This window comes from Streptomyces sp. NBC_01116 (genome assembly GCF_041435495.1).
GTDB lineage: Bacteria > Actinomycetota > Actinomycetes > Streptomycetales > Streptomycetaceae > Streptomyces.
On the sequence record NZ_CP108644.1, the window covers coordinates 247,486 to 269,119 of the forward strand.

Here is a 21,634-nt window from a genome sequence, read left to right on the forward strand (position 1 = left end):
CGGTTCTGCGGGAGCGGCCCTCGGCGCGGGGATCAGCGGCGGCCATGCCCGCCCGTGTCGTCGCCGAACACGCCGTTGGCCTCGGCCCGGCTGCTGTACTTGCTGATGCCTTCGAGGTTGGTGTCGCGGGTCGAGCGCACCAGGTGGATCTGGTCCTTCATCGCGGCGGTGCTGGCACTGAGCGCGTCCCGGAAACCGGTCATGGTCTCCGTGACCTTCTGGGTCTCCTCGCGGTCCCGCTCGGTGGCCTTCTGGCTCATCTCGTCGGTGCCCGCCGCCGTTCCGACCCAGCCGGCCGTCCCGTACACGTCGTCCCTGAACTCCGTCAGGATCGACATGGCCAGGTCCGCGATCTGGTCCTGCTGCTCGGTCAGCGAAGCCACCCGGTGCGGGTCGAAGTAGTAGCGTCCGGCCATCTCAGTCCTCACCGTCCTCGTCGAGCGCGTCCCGCCAGGCGGGCTGGTCCCCGTCCGGCCGCGACCGCTCCTCGTCGTCCTCGCGGAGAACCTCGGGGCCGAAGATCCGCTCCCAGTCCACCTCGAAGCCCGGCAGTTCCGGAATCGCGCTGCTGGGCTCGGTGAACGGCATCATCGCCTTCATCACATGCCGGTTCATCGCGACCCGGGCCTCGCTCGCCGCCTCCATGACGCTGGCGGCCAAGGCCTGGGGCGACATGTCGCGGTACTTGTCCTCAAGGAACTCCAGGCTGGTCAGCTCCCCCTGCGGGCCCACGGTGCAGCGCACCGCCCGATCGGAGGAGACGCGGGCGAACGAGGCCTGCCGCAGCTCGCGTTCGGTCCGCGCGATGGCTTCCTGGGCCTGCTGGAGTTCGGCCATCGCCGTCTCCAGGCGCTTCTCCAGAGGTTCCGGCACGCCTTGGTCCCTTCTCCGTTCCGTGTCGACCGTCGTGCGGGCCGGCCGGGCCGGCCAGCACGATGATCAACTCTGATGATTCTGCTCGTGGCCGCCCGGCAGGGGAAGCCGGTCCGGCTCACGATCCCTATGGGATACGTCTCCTCCGCGCCGTGGCGCGCGGCGTCCTCGCGGTCACCGTCCGATCACCGCGGGGCTGCCGCCCTCCTCGGTCCCCCAGACGTCCTCGTCCTCCTCCAGATAGGCGGCGGAACCGGTGGTCCGGCGGCCGCTGTCCTGCTCCTCCTCGCCCCGCGTCTCACCGCCGCTGCTGGTGGTCGTGGGCCGGGGGGCGGGGGCCAGGAAGGTGTCCTCGCCCTCCTGCCGGTTCCAGGCGCCGCGGCGGCGGCGCTTGCGGCGCTCGCTCTCCTCGGCCGCGTCGACCAGGACGGCACGCACGCGTTCGCCGTTGCCCTTCTCCCCGGCTCCGCCGGCGCCCATGCCCGCGCCGCCCATCGGCATACCGGGCGAGCCGGGCATGCCGGGGGAGCCCGGGGCGCCGGGTGTCTGGCCGGGAGCTCCGGGCGTCTGACCGGGGGCTCCGGGCGTCTGACCGGGGGCTCCGGGCGTCTGACCGGGGTTGAGCCCGTTGCCGGAACCGTCGCCGAGCGGGCCGCCGCCGAGGGCGGAGAGGCTGTTGTCGAGGCCGGCGGAGTTTCCTCCGCCGTTGGTGAGGCCGAGGTCGGGCAGCGGCAGGTCGCGGGAGACGGTGCTCGGTCCGCCGTCCCCGGAGCCACCACCGGAACCGATGCCGTTGCCGTTGCCGTTCAGCCCGAGGTTGTCGAGGTCCAGCCGATCACGGGTCTCCCGGTTCAGGTCGGAGTTGAGCCCGTCCAGGTCCACGGTGCGGGTGTCTCCGTCCGGGTCGGTGATCGTCGTACGCCCGGTCTCCGGGTCCACGATCTGGGTGGTGCCGTCCGGGAACGTCGTCTTGAGCATCCCGTTGTCCAGCACGGTCTTCGACCCGTCCGGGTTGGTCACCGTCGCGCCGTGCGTCAGGTCGACGGTCTTCGTCGAACCGTCGGGATTCGTGGTCGTCAGCTCCCCGGTGTCGGGGTCGAACGAGCTGCGGCTGCCGTCCGGGAACACGCTGTCCAGATCGCCGTCGAGACCCAGCGAGGTACGCCCGCCCGTCGGCGTCTCCAGCCCGTCGCCGTTCCCGCCGAGACCGAGGTCACCCAGCCCGTCGAGCCCACCGTTCGCACCGTTCAGACCGCCCAGGCCACCCAGGTTGCCCAGATTGCTGGTCGACGTACTCCCGTCCGGGTTCGTCGTGACGGTCTCCCCGGTCCGGGGGTCGACGACCTGCCGGGAACCGTCCGGGAAGGTCGTCGTCAGATTCCCGTCCCGGTCCAGCGACGTGACCGAGCCGTCCGGATTGGTGATCTTCGCGCCATCACCCAGATCCACCGTACTCGTCGAACCGTCCGGATTCCTGGTCGTCAACCGACCGGTGTCGGGGTCGAACGAACTGCTGGCGCCGTTGGGGAAGTCGGTGGTGATCCCGCCGCCGTCCCGGAGCCTGGTGTTGCCACCGGTCGGCGTGTTCAGGCCGCCGCCCGGGCCGCCGTTTCCGAGGAGGTTGCCCAGGCTGCGGGTGAACTCCTCGTTCGGGTTGTTCCGGGCCCCGTCCTGCGGGTTGTTGCCGCCGAGGCTGCCGAGGCTCTGGGTCAGCGGGGGGATGACCGGCGGCGGGAGCTGCCCGTTGCCGCCCAGTGGACCGCCGTCGGCGTTCAGCGTGCTGCCGTCGCCCAACGGCGAGTTGAGGTTGCCCAGGTCGCCGAGGTTGTTCAACGCGTCGTTGCCGGCGTTGCCCAGGTCGTTCAGGAAGTCGTTGTTGGCGTTCCCGAGGTTGTTGAGATCGTCGAGCGCCTGGTTGTTGATGTTCCCCAGGTCGTCCAGGACGGTCTTGTTGCTGTTCCCGAGGTCGTCCAGGATGTCCTTGTTGTTGTTATTGAGGTCGTCCAGGATGTCGTTGTTCTTGTTGTTCAGATCATCCAGGATGTCATTGTTCTTGTCGTTCAGATCGTCGAGTATGTCGTTATTGTTGTTGTTGAGGTCGTTGAGGAAGTCGTTGTTGTTGTCGTTGAGCTTGTCGAGCCACTCGTCGATGTCCGGCCCGCCGTTGCCGCCGGGATCGTTGAGCTTGTCCTCGGCGTAGTCCTCGCCCGCGGTGCTGGTGGTCTTGGGCTTCGGTACGTTCTCGGTGAAGTCCTTGGTGAGGTCGAGGAAGCGGTTGTTCAGCTTCGACGTCTCCGCGATGGCGGGCCGGACGAGCTCCTGGTCGACGCCCTGGTTCCAGAGCTCGACGGCCTTCTCGCCGACCTTCTTCCAGTTGGCGATGTCGCTCAGGTCGCCGTACTCCGGGTGCTCCTGGAGGAAACCGGTCTTCGGTGAGTGCCTGACCGTGGTGTAGCCCGCGCCCTGATACCCGGTGTGTGTGGTGGCCTCGATGTCGCTCTGGCTGATGTTGTGCTCGTTGACCCAGCGGGCGAGGTCGTCGAGCACGAAGCGCAGTACCCGAAGAGGGTCGTAGTAGTCGGTCTTCGCCCAGGTCAGCCAGGCGTCCAACAGGCTGGAGGCTGCGTCCTTGAGGCTCTGGCTCCCGGTGTTCAGGGCTCGGGAGTACACCGTGCCCCCGGTGCCGCTCGCGTCGTCGGCGTTCGAGCTCGCCCCGAACGTCTCCAGGTAGCCCTCGTAGTTGTCGTGCACCTTCTTGAGGAGGTCACGGAAGACGTCCGCCGCCTCCCCCTTCCAACTGGCGTCCTCCCGGGCGAAGCGGTCCTCCCAGTCCTTGAGGATGACCGCCTTGTCCTTGAAGAACTGCGCGGCCCGGTCGAAGGACTCCCCGGTCGCCACGAAGGACTTGAGCTCCACCGCGTTGGCGTCGTCCACCGGAAGGTCGGCGAACTTGACTCCGTCGGTGCCGCCGTCCCGCAGGGCGATGAGCGCGGCTCTCGGCCCGTTCATGTAGCGGGCCAGCGGGATGGTGCTCATCTCCTGCTTGTTGTAGTCCTTGAACTCGTTGCCCTCGCGGACATCGGCGTCGTCCACGTCGTCCGCGTCCGTGCCCGCGAAGTGGATGTCGTTGTCCGACTTCACCCGGCCCTCGAAGACGATGCGGGCCTGCATGAGCGAGGACTTCTTGTTCTTGTTCAGGAAGAAGATGTCGTAGTCCTGGCCCTCGTTCACGAGGAAGCCGGACTCCGAGACGACGGACTTGAGGTCCCGTTCACGGATGTCCATCCGGAACAGCGGGCCCCCGCTGGTCGAGGTGAGCTTCTCGAAGATCGTCTTGCGGTCCGGCACCGGATAGCCGGTGATGTGCGTCACCAGCGTCGCCCAGGCGTCCGACGATTCGGAGTCGAACCCCTCCAGCTTGTTCACATTCGCTTCGGAGTTCGGGTCCTCGTTCTGGACCTCAGCCACGGGTACCCCCTTCGGTACTGGTCCGGGTCAGGATGTTTCCTCGTCGTCGCCGCCCGAGCCGCCGACGGTGAGGGCGTCCACCTCGTCGAAGGTCTGGAGCAGCGTCTGCGCGTCGATCGCGTCGAGGTTCTTCTCCTTGGTCTTGTTCGCTTCCTCGATGGTCTCGGTGAGGGCTTCCTTGAGCTCCTTGAAGAGCGTCACCTGCTCACCGAGGAGCTCGTCGATCTTGGTGGCGGACGTGGTGATGGCGGTCAGCAGCGTCTTGCCGGAGACCAGGTCCTCATGGTCCCCACGGCCGATGTGCCCGATCCGCAGGACCTGGTCGGCCTTCTTCGGGTTGTCCGGAGTGGTGTATCCGGCCACCAGGTCACCGAGCGGGCGGATGCCGCTGTCCGGGGTGTCCTCGCGGGTGACCTTGGCGTCCTTGCGTACCGGCTCGACCTCCAGGTCCCGGAAGTTCTCCATCTGCTTGAGGTCGAAGTGCTTGACGTCGGCCTTCTCAGCCATGGGGCGCCCTCCTGGGGTTCGGTGCCGGACGGTTCGGGAAGCGACGGGCGGCGGTCGGCCAGCCCGCTCCGCGTCCGGGTTCCACCCGCCACGGTGGCGGGTGGAACCCGGAGGGGGAGCTAACGGGCGCGCACACCACCCCAGTTGTCGGCGCTCCTGCGCTCGTCACGGGAGTGGTTGTCGTGGATGCTCTGGACCAGCTCGCCGCTGTCGCCGAGGAGCAGGGCCATGTTCTTGGTCGCCTGGTCCCACTCGGCCTGGACGCCGCGGTACATCGCCTGGTCGTCACCCTCCCAGGAGGTGATGAGCGGCTTCAGCTCGTCCTCCAGATTGTTGAGGGTGGTGATGATCTGCTTGGTCTGCTGGGTCAGCTCCTCGATCGCGTTGCGGACCGTGGAGTACTGCACATCGATGATGCCGTCGGCCATGACATCTCCTCTCGGGTGGCCGGGCGCCAGGGCCCGGGGGTGCTCACGGGTTCCGGCCTCCGCGAAGGGGCCGGCACCGTCGGGGACGGGTCAGCGCAGGGCCTCGAAGACGCCCTGACTGGTCTTGCTGTTGAGCACCTCGGTGAGGTCCTGGTTCTCCTTCGCCAGCCGGTCGGCCGACGTCACGTTCTCCTGGAGCGCGTCGACCATCTTGCTGATCTGCACGACGACCTTCTGCGCCTCGCCGTTCCAGCTCCGGAACAGCTTCAGCAGGGCCTGACCCTCGTCACCCCCGACGCCCGAACGCGCGGCGATCTCGGCGACGTTGTTCTGGATCTTCTCGACCGCGGCCCGGGCCGACTCCAGCGAGGAGACACCCCCCAAGCCCTTGGCATAGTCCGCCCGCCTCTGGCCACTGTCCGCCATGTCGCGCTCCCTTCGTTGAGTGCCTTCTCGTCGCACCGTTGCACGCCGAGGCTAAGGAGAACTCGCCGTCCGCCGCAACGTATGCAGGGAAGATTTGAGCATAGTTCTGCGGGTCAGAATCCTTTCATGCCAACGGAGTTGCCCGAAGGTTCCCAGGATATGAACCAGGCCACCCACCGGTGCCCGAACCGGTCGATGCGGACGCCAAACGGGCAGTCCGAGAATCCGAACGGTCATCGAGGTAGCCCGTTTCCCGTGCGGCGCACCACTTTCGCGGGATTCCCCGGCGGGGCGGACGGCCAATTCTCTGAGCTTTTTCTGAGGTTTCCCTCCGTGGCACACCCCGAATAGACCCTCGAAGACGCCGCGTCATGCGCGAAGTACCACCTCACACCCTTTCTCTTCTTCGGCACTGTATGGGTGTTTTCGTCTGGATCATGGCCGGGAATCATCTCCGCGCTGTACCGGAAGCACCGCACTTCGGGGCGGTGACCCGGGGCTCCGCGGCGCCGGCGGCGGCGGCCGGGTCCAGGTCCGCGCCGGTCGGCAGGGCCGCGAGCAGCGGCGCGGGGACCGAGCCGATGTCCCCCTCCCCGTACCCGAGCGCCTCCAGGGATTCCTTGGCCGGGACGCGGTACTTCACGCCGTTCTCCGCCACCAGGTAGGTCGTCCCCGCGTGCGCCGCACCGCTGGCGTGCAGGGCCCGGACCAGGGCGCCGCGCCCGGGGCGCACCACTGTGGCGTCCGTCCGGGCGCAGGCCGCTGCCAGCGGCTGGGCGGCACCCTGCGCGACCGCGACGGGGCCGAGCCCCGTGAGCGGGACCAGCACCGAGCGGATCCGGGCGCCGCCGTCGCCGCCGTCCACCTGGGCGCAGAGCGCGCTGCCGCGGGGTGCGGACCGCGGGATCGGCGGCGTACGCGGCAGTTCCGCCGCGGAGGACCCGGCGGCCGCCTCCTTCGCCCGGTGCGTACGGAGGGCGTCGGCGCCGACCGTGCGGGCCTCGGGCGAGCGACCCTGGTAGGCGTCCTTCTGGGTGGCCGGGTCGCCCAGCACGAGGGCGGCCTCCAGCCGGGAGAGCGGCGCGAGGCCGTCCTCGCGCAGCAGGTGGTACGTGGAGCCGCCGCCGGGCACGCTCACCTCGAAGAGCTGGCCGATCGTGCTCGGCTCCCCGCCGAGCACCGGGCCCTTCTGCCCGCGCCCCGGGACCTCCGGCGGCTTCAGGACGGGGCCGGGGGCCAAGGCGTCGAGGAAGGCGGCCGAGACCGGCATGGCCCGCTCGGAGCCGAAGCCGAGGGCGTTGCGGGCGTCGGAGGCACGGTCCAGGAGCAGCCTGCTGCCCCGCCACACCAGGTACTCGGTGCGGCCCGGGCCGCTGACGAGCACCCCGCGGTCGGCGCCGACGTCCTGGGTCTCCAGCGGCGCTCCGGCGACCAGTGTGGTGGCCCCCGCCTCGTCCACTCCGGCGCCCGTGACGGCACCGGAGGTGCTGGGCAGTGCGCCGCCCGGACCGGTGACACACATGTGCCAGGCGCCGGAGTCGAGCTGTCCGGGCCCGGGGAGGGTGTCGGGCGCGCCGGGGATGCCGGCCGGGGACCCCACGGGGACGTCCCGCAGCGAGGCGGTGGAGACGTCCACGGCCTTCAGCCGGGGGCCTCCGATCAGCCGGGCCGAGGCGTAGTTGCGGACCGGGTGGAGTACGCCGTCGGTGCCGGTCCACAGATAGCGGGCGCCGGTCTCGCGGTTGACCACCAGGTTCTCGCCCTTGCGCCAGGTCTCGTTGCCGCCGGGGCGCAGGAGCCCGTAGACGGTGGCGCCGGCGCCGATCAGGAGGGTCACCAGGAGACCGAAGACGACCCCTCGGGTCGTCCGGCCCAGCGGGCTCTCCGGGGCGTCCGGGTCGGCCGTCAGCAGGCCCGAGCTGAGCCTGCCCATCATGAAACCGTGGGCCTGCACCTGGTCGCGCTTGGACTGCACAGCCTCTCCTCAACTCTTCTTCGATCGACCGGCGATGGAACGGCGTAGGGGCGGGCTCAGCCGAACAGGCCGCGCAGCCAGCCGAAGAGGCCCGCCACCCACAGGGTGAACGGCAGCAGCGCGACCGCGAGGCCGGTGTGGGCCAGCTCCGCGGCCCGGCCCCAGTACGGCAGCACCCGGCGGCCGGGCACGATCCAGGACGCGGTCACCAGGGCGGCCGCGACGGCGAGCAGCACCGCGAAGACGACCACGCGGCCGTCGGCGTCGCTGTCCACCGCCCAGGCACGGGCGAGGAGCAGCAGCCCCCAGATCCCGGGCACCGCCAGGGTGAGCCGCTGGCCGATGTGGACCAGGCCCCGGGAGTGCAGGAGCAGCAGCAGGGAGAGGGCGAGCGCGGTGAGCGTCTCGGGCAGGTCCGGGGTGTGGGCGAGGACGGCCAGGGCGGCGGCGGCGATGGTGCCGGTGGCGGCGAAGAGCGCGGTGACCCAGCGCCCGGCGAGCTCGGTGCGCTCGGCGACCTCGTCGCCCGCGTACGGGTCGATGCCCTCCTGGAGCTGTCCGGCGGAGGAGGGCAGGGAGGGCATCCGCATCCCGGCCAGTTTGAAGGCGAAGGGGGCGACCGCCCCGGCGGCCAGGGCGACGACCGTGGCGACCAGTGCCACGGCGGCGGGCATGTCCAGGCAGGTGTAGCCCATCAGGGCTCCGGAGACGGCGGTGGCGACGGCGACCACGGCGGTGGCCAGCAGGACGGGGGCGCCGACGGCGGTCGCGGCGAGCGCGAGGACCGCGCCGCCCGCCGCCGCCGCGCCCGCCGCGAGCAGCCGCGCGCCCGCGACCCGCACCGCGTCGGGGCCGGTCAGGTCGCCGCCGGGCAGCACCCAGCCCACCAGGGCGAAGCACGGGGCGACCAGCAGGCCGAGGGCGGTGGCGGAGAGGCGGTCGCCCACCGCACGACTGGCGGAGCCCGCGCCGGCGAGGAGCAGCACCCCGGCCACGGCCGCGCAGGCGGCCCGGGTGGCGGTGGAGTCGGTCACGCCGGGCCGGAACACCAGCAGCAGGGCGGCCGCCACGGTCGCCACGGCGGTGCCGACCAGCAGGCCGCGGGCCGCGCCGGCGTGCCAGGTGTGCAGTCGGCGGCCCACCGTCTCGGCTATCCCGTCGACCAGGTCGTCCAGCCGGGCCTCGGGCAGCGCCTCGGTGTGGGGGCGCAGATGCAGCACGGCTCCGTCGGCGAGCCCGGCCCGGGCAAGCGTGGTCTCCTCGTCGAGCGGGGCGTCGCCGAGCCGCTGGAGCACCCAGCCGGCGTGGTCGAGCCCGGCCTCCTCCGCATCCTCACCGACGTACCGCAGGAGGGTGGGGAGCAGATCGGCGACCGGTACGTCGGCGGGCACGGCCAGATCGATGGTGACGCTCGGCGCACGTACGGTCAGGCGGCACGATTCGGCCACCGCACTGTCGGTCATCAGCAGAACTCTCGTCTTCCGTGCGGGCTTTGACAGAGACTTCCCCGGGAGTGGGAATGTGCGAACAGTACGGAAAGTCCGCGCGACCGTGAACCGGGGGGCCTGGCAGGGGAATTGTGCCCGCATACCCGGCGACCGCCCCTCCCGCGTGGACAGGTCGCGTTCCGTGAATGCAGACTACTGCCTGCGGCCACCGGCCGCGCTGCGGGCCGGGGTGAGGAATCCGGCAAACAGGCGGCCATCCCGGAAGTTGACCGCTCCCGCTAACCATGCGAAACATTCACCCGGCGTTCATCGAGGCATCCGAGCCCGAGCAATCCACCGGGTGGGGCCTTTCCTCCTCCCGGGTGCGCCGGTATTCGGCGCGGTCCGGAAAGTCAGTGAACCGGAGGTTCTCTTCCTTGAGTGTCGTGCTGTTTCGCCGCCCGGCCCGCAGGCGCGGGCCGGAGATGCCCGAGGGGCAGTTGACCCTCCAGGAGCCGCCGGTCCTCGCCGAGACGGTGCCCGACACCTCGGCGGTGTGGACCTATCTGCCGATGGCCCTGATGTCGGTCTCGATGATGCTGATGTTCCTGCGCCCCGGCGGCGGGAACAGCGTCTTCATGTATCTGGCGATGGGCGTCATGGCGCTCTCCGCCGGCGCCATGCTGCTGGGGCAGCTGATGCGCCGCTCCAGTGAGCGCAAGCAGCGGCTGAAGGGTGAACGACGCGACTACCTGCGCTATCTGGCGCAGACCCGCAAGCGGGTGCGGACCACCATCGCGGAGCAGCAGCGGGCGCTGGCCTGGCGCCATCCCGAGCCCGCGTCGCTCCGCTCGCTGGCCCGGACCTCCCGCCTGTGGGAACGGCGCCCGGCCGACGAGGACTTCGGCGAGGTCCGTCTCGCGGTCGGCGAGCAGCAGCTCGCGCTCACCCTGAACCCCGTCTCCACCCGCCCGGTGGAGGATCTCGAACCCCTCTGCGCGCACGCCCTGCGCCGCTTCATCCGCGCCTACTCCACCATCCCCGAGCAGCCGTTGGGGCTCTACCTGCGCTCCTCGGCCCGGATCCTGCTCCGCCCGGAGGAGTCGCCCGACGGCGAGACACCCGGTCAGCCGGCCCCGGAGCACGACGCCGTACGGGCGCTGGTGCGCGCGGTGCTCGGTCAGTTGGCGGTGTTCCACGCGCCCGAGGAGCTGTGGATCGCCCTCGGTGTCAGCGACGAGCGGCGGCCCGACTGGGAGTGGGTCAAGTGGCTGCCGCACGTGCTGGATCCCCACGAGGAGGACGGGGCGGGGCAGGCCCGCCGGATCACCGCCGACCTGACCGAGCTGGACGATCTGCTCGGCGCCGAGTTCGCCGAGCGCCCCGGCTTCGACCCGGACGCCCGCCCCGGCCGTGACGAGCCGTACACGGTCGTCGTGCTGGACGGCGTCAAGGTCCCCGAAGGCCACCGCTGGGAGGGGCACGGCTACCGCAACGCCCTGATCCTCGACGTGTCCGGGGCGCTGCGCTGGCGGCCCGGCCGCAACACGCTGCGCCTGACCGTGGGTGCGGACCAGGTGAACCTGGTGCGCACCGACCGCAGCCGCAAGGAGCGGTCGGTCCCGCTCGGCCGCCCCGACCGGCTCGGCCCGCTCGGCGCGGAGTCCCTGGCCCGGCTGCTCACCCCGCACCGGATGAGCCTGGGCACCGACATCGCGCAGCCGCTGGACACCGACGTCGAGCTGACCACCCTGCTCGGCATTCCCGATCTGCACCGGCACGACCCGCAGACCCTGTTCGCGCGGCACTCCGGCTCCGGCCGGCTGCGGGTGCCGATCGCGGTCGGCGTGGACGGCCGTCCGGTCGAGCTGGACATCAAGGAGTCCGCGCAGGGCGGCATGGGTCCGCACGGCATGCTGATCGGGGCCACCGGCTCCGGCAAGAGCGAGCTGCTGCGCACGCTCGTCCTCGGGCTCGCCCTGACCAACTCCTCCGAGACGCTCAACTTCGTCCTGGTCGACTTCAAGGGCGGTGCGACCTTCCTCGGCCTGGAGGAACTCCCGCACACCTCTGCCGTGATCACCAACCTGGCCGACGAAGTCGCCCTGGTGGAGCGCATGCAGGACGCCCTGCACGGTGAACTCATCCGCCGTCAGGAGCTTCTTCGCTCGGCGGGCAACTACACCTCGGCCCTGGAGTACGAGCGGGCCCGGGCCGCCGGGGCGGACCTCGCCCCGCTGCCCAGCCTGTTCGTGGTGGTCGACGAGTTCAGCGAGCTGCTCTCCACCCATCGGGAGTTCATGGAGCTGTTCGTGATGATCGGCCGTCTCGGCCGCTCGCTCGGCGTGCATCTGCTGCTCGCCTCGCAGCGCCTGGACGAAGGGCGCATGCACCAGCTGGAGAGCCACCTCTCGTACCGCATAGGGCTGCGCACCTTCTCCGCGATGGAGAGCCGTGGTGTGCTCGGCGTTCCCGATGCCTACGAGCTGCCCGCCGCGCCCGGCAGCGGCTTCCTGAAGTCCGGGGTGGAGGCCCTGACCCGGTTCCGTGCCGCGTACTCCTCGGGGACGTACCGGCGTCGCACCGGTGCTGTGGTGCAGGCCCGGGTGGCGAGCCAGGTGGTGCCGTGGACCAGCGGCTGGGTGGTGCCGCGCACCCTGGAGACCCCGCCCGACCCGGAGCCGGAGGCCGAGGAGGAGAAGGAGGCGGAGGCGCTGCTCGATGTGGCGCTGGACCGGCTGCGCGGCTCCGGACCCGACGCCCACCAGGTATGGCTGCCGCCGCTGGACGAGCCGTCCCCACTGGACGGGCTGCTGCCCGGCATCGGGCCGGACACGGCACGCGGCCTGATCGCCACGCGCTGGCCGGGCACCGGGAGGCTGCGCGTTCCGGTCGGCCTGGTGGACAAGCCGTTCGACCAGCGCCGCGACCCGCTGATCGTCGACCTGTCCGGGGCGGGCGGCCATGTCGCCGTCGCGGGCGGTTCGCAGAGCGGCAAGTCCACGCTCGCCCGGACGCTCATCGCCGCCCTGGCGCTGACCCACACCCCGGCCGAAGTCCAGTTCTACTGCTTGGACTTCGGCGGCGGTGGCCTCTCCCAGCTCGCCGCCCTCCCGCATGTCGGCGGAGTCGCGGCGCGGCTCAACCCCGAGCGGGTGCACCGGACGGTCGCCGAGGTGATGGCGCTGCTCGCCCGCCGCGAGCAGTTCTTCGTGGACCACACGCTGGACTCCATGCAGTCCTACCGGCGCCGCCGGGCCGCCGGGGAGTTCCCGGACGAGCCGTTCGGCGATGTGTTCATGGTGGTCGACGGCTGGTCCACGGTCCGCCAGGACTACGACGATCTGATCCCGAAGTTCAACGAACTCGCGGCCCGAGGCCTGAACTACGGCATCCACCTGATCATCACCACCACCCGCTGGGTGGAGCTGTCCGCGCAGGTCCGCGACCAGGCCGCCACCCGGCTGGAGCTGCGGATGGGTGACCCGATGGACTCCGAGATCGACACCCGCAAGGCCCGCTCGGTGCCGCGCACCGGTGGCCGGGGCATCACCGCCGACAGCAAGATGCACTTCCTCGCCGGCCTGCCCCGCCTGGACGGCAGCGGCTCCCTGGAGGACCTCGGCGAGGGCGTGGCCCACCTGGTCGCGGAGATCGGCCGGCACTGGTCCGGCCCGTCGGCCCCGCAGGTGCGGATGCTCCCGCACCGTCTCCCGGCCTCGGAACTCCCGGCGCCCGAGGCCACCGAGGGCGGCGGAATGCGCCTCGCGCTCGGTCTCGACCAAGACGCGCTGGAGCCCGTCTGGCACGACTTCAGCCGGACCCCGCACCTGATCGCCGTCGGCGACACCGAGAGCGGCAAGACCAACCTGCTGCGCCTCGTCACCCAGGGCATCACCACCCGGTACGCTCCGGAGGAGGCGAAGATCATCGCGGTGGACTACCGCCGCACCCTGGTCGACGCGATCCCCGAGGAGTACCGCATCGGGCACGTCATCTCGCTGGACAACCTCAACGAGACCATCGAGGGCGCGGCCCGCGCGATGAGGACCCGGGTGCCCGGGGCCGACATCTCGCCCGCCCGGATGCGCGCCTGCGACTGGTGGACCGGCCCGCGCCTGTTCATCCTGGTCGACGACTACGACATGGTCTCCGGCAATTCCTTCCAGAGCCCCTTCGAGCCGGTCTTCGAGCATCTGACGCTCGGCTTCGAGATGGGCCTGCATCTGGTCGTCGCACGGAGCGCCATGGGCGCGGGACGCGGACTGAGCGACGGGCTGATCCGCCGCCTGGACGAGGCCAACAACCCGGCGGTCCTGCTCTCCTGCCCGCCCACGGAGGGCCGCCTCTTCGGCAACGCGAAACCGCTCAACCTCCCGCCGGGCCGGGCCCTGCACATCCAGCGCCGCAAACCGCGGCTGGTGCAGACGGCCCTGGTGGACCAGGACTGAGGGGACGGAGAAGGGCCCCTCCCGAGGACGAGTTCCGGGAGGGGCCCTTCGCGCGTTCAGCTCTCGTCAGGAGTGCCCGCCGGACGCCAGCCCCGGGCACGGGCCCGGGTGAGGGCGAAACCGGCCCAGAGGAGGGAGAGGACGCCGGCCGAGCCGAGGAGGACGAAGAGGACGGCCCGGCCGGTGGCGCGGTCGGTGTCGGAGGTGTCGCGTACGGCCACGGGCTCGGCGGCCCGCTCGGTACCGCCGGCGGGGGCGCCCGCTTCACCGAGGACGGTGGTGACGGCGGCGTAGGCGTCCAGCTGGGGGATGTCGGCCGGGTACGCGGTGGCGGTCAGCCGACGGGCCACCGCGTCGGCCGACTCCTCGGGGTGGGTGGCGCGCACGGCCGCGGCGGCCCCGGCCGTGTACGCGGTGGCCACCGCGACGCCGGCGCCGAGGAAGTGGCCCTTGCCGCGCGGCCCACCGGAGACCACCCCGGCACCGGGCGCGGCCAGATCGACGGTGCCGGTCGGAAGGGCGCTGTCCGGGCGGGCGCCGGCGGGCAGCATGTCGGCGACCGCGAGGACGCCGGGCTCACCGGCCGGCCAGTAGGTACGGGAGCGGATCTCATCGGCCGAGCCGCGCGACGGCGGCTCCGGGGTGGCCGCCGCGACCACCACCGCCCCGGCCTTGCGGGCCTCGGCGACGGCTCGGGTGAGCAAGGTGTCCTTGCGCGGGAGGGCCACCGCGACCGCGATCACGTCGGCCCGGGCGGTGGTGGCCGCCCGTACCGCCGCCGTGACGAGCGCGGGGTCCGGCTGCCCGCGCCGGTCGGTGCCGCGCAGGGCCAGGACCTTCGCGGCCGGGGCGACCCCGGCGAGGCGCGGGGTGGGGCCGCCGTTCCCGGCGATCAGCCCGGCCAGGAACGTCCCCTGCCCGACACAGTCGTCGGCGGCCTCGCCCTGGGCGGTGACGCGTCCGTCGAGTCCTTCGGCCCCAATGGCGACGCCTGTGGAGATCAATGCGACGGTCACGCCCTCCCCGGTGGTGTGCCGGTGGAGCCGGTCGAGGTCGAGGCGCTGGCGCGACCAGTCCTGTTTCTTCGCCTGCTCCTTGGAGGCGGGGGTGCAGGCGACGCTCTCGGCCCGCGCGTCGAGCGCGGTGGGCATCCCGGGCAGCTCCTGGCCCTTCTTCCCGTCGGCCGCGTGGAGGTCCGTCGGTGTACGGGCGGGGGACGCGGCCTGGACGGGGAGGGCCGCGGGCAGCAGCAGAGCTGCAGCGAGTCCGGTCCCGTACAGCAGGCGGGCGGGCGGCCTCACGGGGTGACCGCCTTGGGGGCCGCGGACGTGACGTCGGCCGGGAGGAGGATGCGCAGGTCGTCCAGGGTGGGCGCGGCCAGCGAACTGAGCCTGCCCGCCTGCCGGGTGACCATCGACTCGACCACCTGGCGGGCCAGGCGTGCGTTGCCGAAGGACCGGTCGCGGGGTACCGCGTCGAAGTACTCCTTGAGCAGCGGCCCGGTGCCGGGGCCGCACTCGTACCCCATGGCCGCGGCCTGGGCGCGGACGATGGTGACCAGTTCCTCGGAGGAGTAGTCGGCGAAGGAGATCCGGCGCGGGAAGCGGGAGGAGAGACCCGGGTTGGAGGCGAGGAAGCGTTCCATCTCGTCGGTGTAGCCGGCGACGATGACGACCACCTCGTCGCGGTGGTCCTCCATCAGCTTCAGCAGGGTGTCCACCGCCTCCTGGCCGAAGTCGGCGCCGCCGCCGCGCGGGGTGAGGGTGTAGGCCTCGTCGATGAACAGCACGCCGCCACGGGCCTTCTCGAAGACCTCACGGGTCAGCTGGGCGGTGTGGCCTATGTAGCGGCCGACGAGGTCGGCGCGGGCCGCCTCGATCAACTGGCCGCGTTCCAGGACGCCGAGCTGGGTGAGCACCTCGCCGTAGAGCCGGGCGACGGTGGTCTTGCCGGTGCCGGGTGGACCGGTGAAGACCAGGTGGTTGCTGAGCGAGGGGACGGGCAGCCCGGCGGCGGCACGGTGGCGGGCGGTGGTGATGAGGTTGACCAGGTCGGCGACCTCGCGCTTGACCTCGGCCAGTCCGATCATGTCGCCGAGGCGGGTGAGCGGGTCGTCCGCCGGGGCGGCGGTCCCGGAGGCCGAAGCGGCGGCGGTGGCGGAGACGTCCTCGGGGAGCAGCAGCCGCAGATCGTGCTCGCTGACCTGCGCCTGGGCGGAGAGCCGGATCGCCTGCCGGTCCACCATCTCCTCGAACACCCCGCGCGCGGCACGCCCGTTGCCGAATCCGGCGTCCCGGTCCATGGCCCCGAAGTGGGCGGCGAGCGCCTGATCCGTCCCCTCCCCCAGCTCGTACTGGTGCTGGGTGCACATGCTCTCCATGATCGCGACCAGGTCGGGGACGGAGTAGTTCTCGAACTCCACGGTCCGCGAGAAGCGGGACGCGAGGCCGGGGTTGGAGCTGAGGAAGGACTCCATCTCGCGGGAGTAGCCGGCGGCGACCACGACCACGTCGTCGCGGTGGTCCTCCATGAGCTTCAGCAGGGTGTCCACGGCCTCGCGGCCGAAGTCCGCGCCGCCGTTGCCGCTGTCGGCGGTGAGGGTGTACGCCTCGTCGATGAACAAGACGCCCCCCAGAGCCCGTTGGAAGGTCTCGGAGGTCTTGATAGCGGTGCCGCCGACGACTTGGGCGACCAGGTCGGCGCGGGACACCTCGACCAGGTGGCCGCTGCGCAGCGAGCCGAGCTCGGCCAGGATCGCCCCGTAGAGGCGGGCGACGGTGGTCTTACCGGTGCCGGGCGGGCCGGCGAAGATCAGGTGTCTGCTCATCGGCGGCGCGGGCATGCCGAGCTGCTCACGACGCTGGGCGAGCTGGGTGAGGTTGACCAGCGTGCGCACCTGTTGCTTGACGTTCTCCAGGCCGATCAGCGCGTTGAGGGCGCCGAGCGGGCCGTCCGCGCGGTCCGGCGGGGGCGCGTCGGCGGCGCCGGAGCCGGCCGGGTCGGTGTTCTCGGCGCTGCCGCTGCCCCAGGCGTCGCGTTTGCCGTTGGAGACGCTGTTCAGGCCGTCCACGGCGAGCCGTTCACCGGGGGTGATCTGCACCAGACCGCCGCCCTCGTTCTCCCGGGCGGTGCAGTTGACGAGCGAGACAGGTGCGGTGGACTCCACCCGGAAGCCGTCCTGGGCGCCGCCGTTCGCCTCGCAGCCGCTGAGCGAGGCGAGGGCGCCCTCGCGGAGCAGGAAGCCGTGGCCCTTGGGTGCGTGGACGGTGGTGCGGTTGGCGGTAAGCTCGCCGCCGGCGGCGACGACCACGCCCTCCTCGCCGGAGATCTCGACGCGGAAGTCGCGGACGGTGACGTTGCCACCGTCCTCCACGATCAGACCGCTGGTCGCGGTGTCGGAGACCCCGCCGCCGGCCAGGTAGAGGGTCGAGCCGGAGGCCACCCGTACACCGGCGCCCTTGGGGCGGACGATCTCGCAGTCCTCTACGCGGCCCCGGGCGTCCTTGGTGGCCGCGATGCCGTCGCCGACGGGCTCCACCAGTCGGGCCCGGCGCAACAGCGGGTTGGCGCCGCCCTGCAGAGCGACGGCGGGCGAGGATCCGATGACCTCCAGACGGTCCAGCTCCGGGGCCGAGTCCTCCTCCAGGAACAGCCCGGTCCCCTCGCAGTCGCGGACGGTCAGGCTGGTCAGCGCCGGGGAGGAGGCTCCCGCGACCCGCAGGGCCGCGCCCTGGGCACCGTCCACCCAGCAGTCCTCGAAGGTGCCGCGTGCCCGGTCGGTGACGAACAGTCCGTGCCCGCGTACGCGCGAGACACGGCAGCGGCGCAGCACGGGGTCGGTGCCCGAGACGAGGACGATCCCGTTGCCGGAGGCGCCGGTGACACGGACGTCCTCCAGGGTGGTGCGGCCCCCGGTGCTCACATGCACACCGGTGCTGGTGTCGTGGACGACGGTCCGGACGACGGAGACGGCGGAGTTCTCCTCCAGGGCGATGGAGGGCTTGTCGGTGGAGGAGATGTCGCAGTCCTCGACGGTGCCGCGGGTCTCGCCGTTGGCGAGCAGTCCGTTGCCCCGGGCGCCCCGTACCGTGCAGTCCCGGACGCGCGCCTCGCCCTGTTCGGCGAGGACGATGCCGCTGGTGCCGAGGTGTTCGAGCGTGCAGGACTCGATGGTGGTGGGCGTCGTGGAGGTCACGACGACTCCCGCGCCCTGCGGGTTGCTCACGCGGCAGTCACGCAGGGCAAGGGAGCCGGTCCCGCCGGCCAGCATCGCGGTCCAGGCGGCGCCGACGATCTCGCACCCGTCGAACGCGGCCTGCCCGCGCCGCACGTCCACGGCGGGCAGCTCGGCGTCACCGCCTCGCAGGCTGAGTTCGGAGAGCATGACGGCGTCGGCGCGCAGCGCGATGACGCTGCCCGAACGTGGCCGGATCTCCACCGTGCCCCGTCCTTCGGCGGCGGTGAGGGTGACCCGGGTGTGGATCACCAGGTTCTCCGCGTACGTTCCGGGCCGGACGCTGATGAGCGCACCGGTACGGGCGGCGGCGAGCGCCTCACCGATCGTGGAAAAGCGGTCCGCGGGGCCGACCGTCAGTACCTGGCGCGACACGCACCAACCTCCTCGCTACGGCGGCGTCCTGTCCGGACGCCCCTCTTCGCCGGGGACGCGGGTCGGCGGTCCGGCGATGCCATCATGCCTGGCCCGGCGCGGCGCACGGATGCCGGGAGCGGGGCTCACGGCATCCGGACGTCGGGGTCAGGTGCTCCACTTCTGGTTGTCGTTGCCCGTGCAGTCGAACAGGATCAGGTAGGTCTCCGGCCCTCTGCCCTTGCTGTGGTTCGGGATGTCGACGCACTTGCCGACGACGGTGTTGACGAGGTCGTGGGCGCCGTTCAGGGTGAACTTCTGGGCGTCCGCGCCGTTGCACCAGGCGAGCTGGATACGGGAGCCGTTGTTGAAGTTCGCGTTGGCCACGTCCAGGCACTTGTCCCTGGCCCGGATCGTGCCGTCGGAGCCGAAGCGCCACTTCTGGGCGTCGGCGCCGTTGCAGTCCCACATGAAGAGCGGCTGGCCGTCGTTGAAGTTGTGACCGGGTACGTCGAGGCAGCGGCCGGAGAGGTGGCTGCGGAAGGAGACGGGCCCGCTGAACGTGACGGCGGGCTTGGCCTTGGCAGGCTGGTTCTCACCGCCGCCGCTCTCCGCCTCGGGCTTCGCCTTGGACGAGTCGGCCTTCTTCTCCGTGGCTTCGGCGTCGTCGCCCTTCTTCGCCTTCTCCTCGCCGCCGTCCGCCGGGGGGACGGCCGGCACGGGGGTGCCGGCCTTCTCCGGCTTCGCCTCGTCCTTCTTCGCCTTCCCGTCCTCAGCGGGCGCGCTGGTCTCGGGCGCGGTGACGGCGAACTCGCCCGGCGCCTCCGGCCCGCTCCCGTCGAGGACGGTCCCGGCCGCCGCGGCGTTCGTCTGCTTGGGCCCGTCGTCGTTGTTCCCGGCGAGCACGAGGAAGGGCACCGACACGAGCACCGCTCCCACGACCGCCGCGCCCGCGAGGGCGGCCCTGCCCGGCCGCCCCACCGGCCCCGCCTCATGCTGCGGCCGGTCGATGGCGGTGGCGGTCATGGTCCGCACCAGGGCGGGGAGCCGGCTCTGGGCGGCTGCGGATGCGTCGGGGTCGGCCTCGGGGTCGGGCGCCGCAGTGGCCTCGGGTGTTCCGGCCCGAGCATCGGGGTCCTGGCCCTGGGCATCGGGGCGCTTACTCCCCTCGCCCTTCTCGTTCTCCGGGGGCCCGGCTGCCACGGCTTCGCTCTTCGCCTGTGCGGGAGCGGAGTCGGGCGCGTCAGGAGCGACGGACGCAGCGCTCGTGGCTGAGTTCGCGGCCACCCTCTCACTCTCGGCGCCGGACTCCGCACGAGCCTCCGGAGAAGCGGAAGCGGGGGTCTGCTGGGACGACGGACGCGTCACGGGGTCCTCCCTGTGGTGTGGGGCCGGGGTTCGGTCGGGTCGGGGACGTCGGTCATGGTCACGGGACCGGAGCCCACGGGACCGGGAAGGCTGTCGGCCGGGACGAGCAGGGGAGCCGCGGCACCGGAGTTGACCGACAGCAGGGCGCCCGTGGCCGCCACCGACCGGGCCAGCTCCGTGGCGGGCAGGGTGTCATGGTGAAGTGTCCCGGACATGAATGCGTGTGCGGTCGAGGTGAACAGGAGCACCACCGGCGCCCCGTCCCGCCCTGCGGCCATGAGGGGCCCGCCGTCCGGCCCGCGTACGACGGCGACGTCCGCCTCCGCGAGTGCGGCCAGCGCCTCGTCCACCGTGCCGTACCCGGTGGCGGCCCGCTGGGCCGCCTCGTCCACCGGATCGGTGGGCTCCGGCCAGCCGAGGACACGGGCCGAGGGGCGGTAGGCGGAATTGGCGCGGTACTCGCCCACGTTTCCGCTCCCGTCCGACTGCCACTCCCCCAGCACGGCCCACTCCGGCGGCGTCCGCGCCGACGTCCACTCCGGATCGACGATTCCGATCCAGTGCCCCGGCGCACGACGCGCAGCGTCCTTCACGGCTTCCGGCACCAGAGAGGCATCGGGAAGGGCCAACGGGACGCCGCGCCCATCCTGTTGCCGCTCTCCGAGCGGTATCTCCACCTGAACTCTTGGCTCCGTAAGAAATTTTGGGTGCCGGACGGTCGGAGAACACTCCGAACACGTCGTCGACATCGATCAGATCGGGAAGTCAACAGGATGTCATACGGGCTCCCTTCACGGGGCCCCGGCAAAGGGCCCGTATCGGCCTTCCACCTGCCCGTATCGTGCCCGAGTGGGGAACTTTCCGGGACCAGTGAGGCGTGGACCGACAAAGCGACCGCGTCGTATCGAGGCGAGATGCCTCTCCCGCTCCCTTGACGGACTACCTTGGGCACGCCCCCGAGGAGGAGTCAGCGCATGCCCCCCGAACCCACCGCCCCCGGCACCGAGTCCGCGGCGGCCGCCGCGGAGAAGTCCGGCCCCGCTTCCCCGCCGCCCGTCGCACCGGCCGAGGCGGAGGAGATCCGGAGCGAGGCCGCCGCGACGGCCAGGACCGAGGAGACCCAGGATCCGGCCGAAACCGCGGCAGGGGCCGGGGACCCACCGACGGCCGCCGCCCCGTCGTCCGCGGACAGGACCACCGCAGCGCCCGAGGGCCGCGCGGAGGGGGTGGCGCTGGCGACGGGCGTCGCCGCGAAACCGGAGACCAAGACCCTCACCGCTGCCGACTGGGGCCGTCCCCGCACACCGGTCCTGGCGGGAGCGGTGTTCGTCGGAGCCGCCCTGGTCGCGATACCCGTGCTGCTGATGGGCAGCGCGAACGACGACAAACCTCGTAACACCGGTGCGGCACCGGTCGCCGGGAGCGCCGGCACGGTCCTCGACCCGGAATCGGCACCGGCGGCCCTGGACGACTACGTGGCGGTGAAGCCCACCGTGTCCCCGACGGAACAGAAGAAGACCATCTCGCCGAAGGCCGCTCCCATCCCCGTGGCCTCCGCGCCCGCGCCGGCGCCGGCGCCCCGGACGAACGCCCCTGCCGAGAAGCCGAAGGCGCCCCCGAAACCGAAGCCCAAGGCGGCCCCGACACCGAACTGGGGCACCCAGACGGTCTCCGCGACCAGCTCCATCGGGGTCGGCCAGTCCTGGGCCACCAACCGCATCCGCATGACGATGCAGCAGGACGGCAACCTCGTCGTCCACAACGAGCAGAACAAGCCGATCTGGGCCGCCATGACCTTCGGCCAGAACCACCGGGCGATCTTCCAGCCCGACGGCAACCTGGTCATCCACAACGGCGACGACCGAGCCATCTGGGCCTCCAAGACCCATGACTTCGGCGGCGCCCACATGGTCCTGAGGCCCGACGCCAAGGTGGTCATCGTGCACAACGGCAGGGTGGTCTGGTCGACCTGACCTGTGCGGCGTCGTGGCGGTCGGTGGGGGTCGTCGAGCGTCCGGTGCCGGACGGTGTGCGGGAGTGCTTCCAGCGGGTGGTGCCGGAGGCGCCGTCGCACCCGCGGGGCGGCGGCCGGCGTCGACACGGTGACCGGGCGGCGTCCCCCG

General features: G+C 71.8%; 14 protein-coding genes. 2 read left to right on the plus strand and 12 right to left on the minus strand.

The window, feature by feature from the left end; genetic code table 11:
• Positions 1-32: 32 nt before the first annotated feature.
• From OG245_RS00970 to eccD, 8 genes are all read right to left on the minus strand, one after another.
• Positions 33-416, minus strand: a complete 384-nt coding sequence (locus OG245_RS00970; RefSeq protein ID WP_069757432.1) for a hypothetical protein — start codon at positions 414-416, stop codon at positions 33-35.
• Position 417: 1 nt separating this feature from the next.
• Entirely contained in the window at positions 418-873 is a 456-nt protein-coding gene (locus tag OG245_RS00975) for a YbaB/EbfC family nucleoid-associated protein (RefSeq protein WP_371621623.1), read from the minus strand.
• A 174-nt stretch (positions 874-1,047) separates the two neighbouring features.
• Positions 1,048-4,341, minus strand: coding sequence for an AAWKG family protein (locus OG245_RS00980; RefSeq protein WP_371621624.1), 3,294 nt, complete (start codon positions 4,339-4,341; stop codon positions 1,048-1,050).
• Between the two features lie 27 nt (positions 4,342-4,368).
• Positions 4,369-4,848 carry a type VII secretion system-associated protein gene (locus tag OG245_RS00985; RefSeq protein WP_097936766.1) on the minus strand — a complete coding sequence of 160 codons (480 nt, stop codon included), beginning with the start codon at positions 4,846-4,848 and terminating at the stop codon, positions 4,369-4,371.
• 119 nt (positions 4,849-4,967) lie between these two features.
• Positions 4,968-5,276: a WXG100 family type VII secretion target gene (locus OG245_RS00990; RefSeq protein ID WP_007457487.1), complete on the minus strand. Its 309-nt coding sequence runs from the start codon at positions 5,274-5,276 to the stop codon at positions 4,968-4,970.
• A 90-nt stretch (positions 5,277-5,366) separates the two neighbouring features.
• Entirely contained in the window at positions 5,367-5,702 is a 336-nt protein-coding gene (locus OG245_RS00995; RefSeq protein ID WP_003970669.1) for a hypothetical protein, read from the minus strand.
• 448 nt (positions 5,703-6,150) lie between these two features.
• The gene (gene eccB, locus OG245_RS01000) at positions 6,151-7,677 is read right to left on the minus strand and encodes a type VII secretion protein EccB (protein WP_371621625.1); all 1,527 of its coding nucleotides are present in this window, start codon (positions 7,675-7,677) and stop codon (positions 6,151-6,153) included.
• Between the two features lie 56 nt (positions 7,678-7,733).
• Positions 7,734-9,140, minus strand: a complete 1,407-nt coding sequence (eccD, locus tag OG245_RS01005; RefSeq protein ID WP_371621626.1) for a type VII secretion integral membrane protein EccD — start codon at positions 9,138-9,140, stop codon at positions 7,734-7,736.
• Between the two features lie 401 nt (positions 9,141-9,541).
• Between eccD and eccCa the strand changes: the two genes are divergently transcribed.
• The gene (gene eccCa / locus OG245_RS01010; RefSeq protein WP_371621627.1) at positions 9,542-13,555 is read left to right on the plus strand and encodes a type VII secretion protein EccCa; all 4,014 of its coding nucleotides are present in this window, start codon (positions 9,542-9,544) and stop codon (positions 13,553-13,555) included.
• 56 nt (positions 13,556-13,611) lie between these two features.
• Here eccCa and OG245_RS01015 read toward each other — a convergent pair whose 3' ends face one another.
• The 4 genes from OG245_RS01015 to OG245_RS01030 form a co-directional block, all read right to left on the minus strand.
• Positions 13,612-14,856 carry a S8 family serine peptidase gene (locus OG245_RS01015; RefSeq protein WP_371621628.1) on the minus strand — a complete coding sequence of 415 codons (1,245 nt, stop codon included), beginning with the start codon at positions 14,854-14,856 and terminating at the stop codon, positions 13,612-13,614.
• On the minus strand, positions 14,853-18,164 hold the full coding sequence (locus OG245_RS01020) for a right-handed parallel beta-helix repeat-containing protein (RefSeq protein WP_371621629.1): 3,312 nt from the start codon (positions 18,162-18,164) through the stop codon (positions 14,853-14,855). Before OG245_RS01020 ends, OG245_RS01015 begins: the two co-directional genes overlap by 4 nt.
• A 147-nt stretch (positions 18,165-18,311) precedes the next feature.
• Positions 18,312-19,511, minus strand: coding sequence for a ricin-type beta-trefoil lectin domain protein (locus tag OG245_RS01025; RefSeq protein WP_371621630.1), 1,200 nt, complete (start codon positions 19,509-19,511; stop codon positions 18,312-18,314).
• A complete protein-coding gene (locus OG245_RS01030) occupies positions 19,508-20,188 on the minus strand; it encodes a type VII secretion system-associated protein (RefSeq protein WP_371621631.1) in 681 nt (226 codons plus the stop codon). Before OG245_RS01030 ends, OG245_RS01025 begins: the two co-directional genes overlap by 4 nt.
• A gap of 297 nt (positions 20,189-20,485) precedes the next feature.
• On the opposite strand from OG245_RS01030, the gene OG245_RS01035 reads away from it, so the two are divergent.
• Positions 20,486-21,484 (plus strand): mannose-binding protein, encoded by a 999-nt coding sequence (locus OG245_RS01035; protein WP_371621632.1) that lies wholly within the window; start codon positions 20,486-20,488, stop codon positions 21,482-21,484.
• The last annotated feature ends 150 nt before the right edge of the window (positions 21,485-21,634 follow it).

What these genes read in the sequence shown, in the direction of transcription:
- OG245_RS00970 (WP_069757432.1), bottom strand. Translation starts at nt 416, where the DNA reads ATGGCCGGACGCTACTACTTCGACCCGCACCGGGTGGCTTCGCTGACC.
- OG245_RS00990 (WP_007457487.1), bottom strand. Translation starts at nt 5,276, where the DNA reads ATGGCCGACGGCATCATCGATGTGCAGTACTCCACGGTCCGCAACGCG.
- eccD (WP_371621626.1), bottom strand. Translation starts at nt 9,140, where the DNA reads ATGACCGACAGTGCGGTGGCCGAATCGTGCCGCCTGACCGTACGTGCG.
- OG245_RS00985 (WP_097936766.1), bottom strand. Translation starts at nt 4,848, where the DNA reads ATGGCTGAGAAGGCCGACGTCAAGCACTTCGACCTCAAGCAGATGGAG.
- OG245_RS01035 (WP_371621632.1), top strand. Translation starts at nt 20,486, where the DNA reads ATGCCCCCCGAACCCACCGCCCCCGGCACCGAGTCCGCGGCGGCCGCC.
- OG245_RS00995 (WP_003970669.1), bottom strand. Translation starts at nt 5,702, where the DNA reads ATGGCGGACAGTGGCCAGAGGCGGGCGGACTATGCCAAGGGCTTGGGG.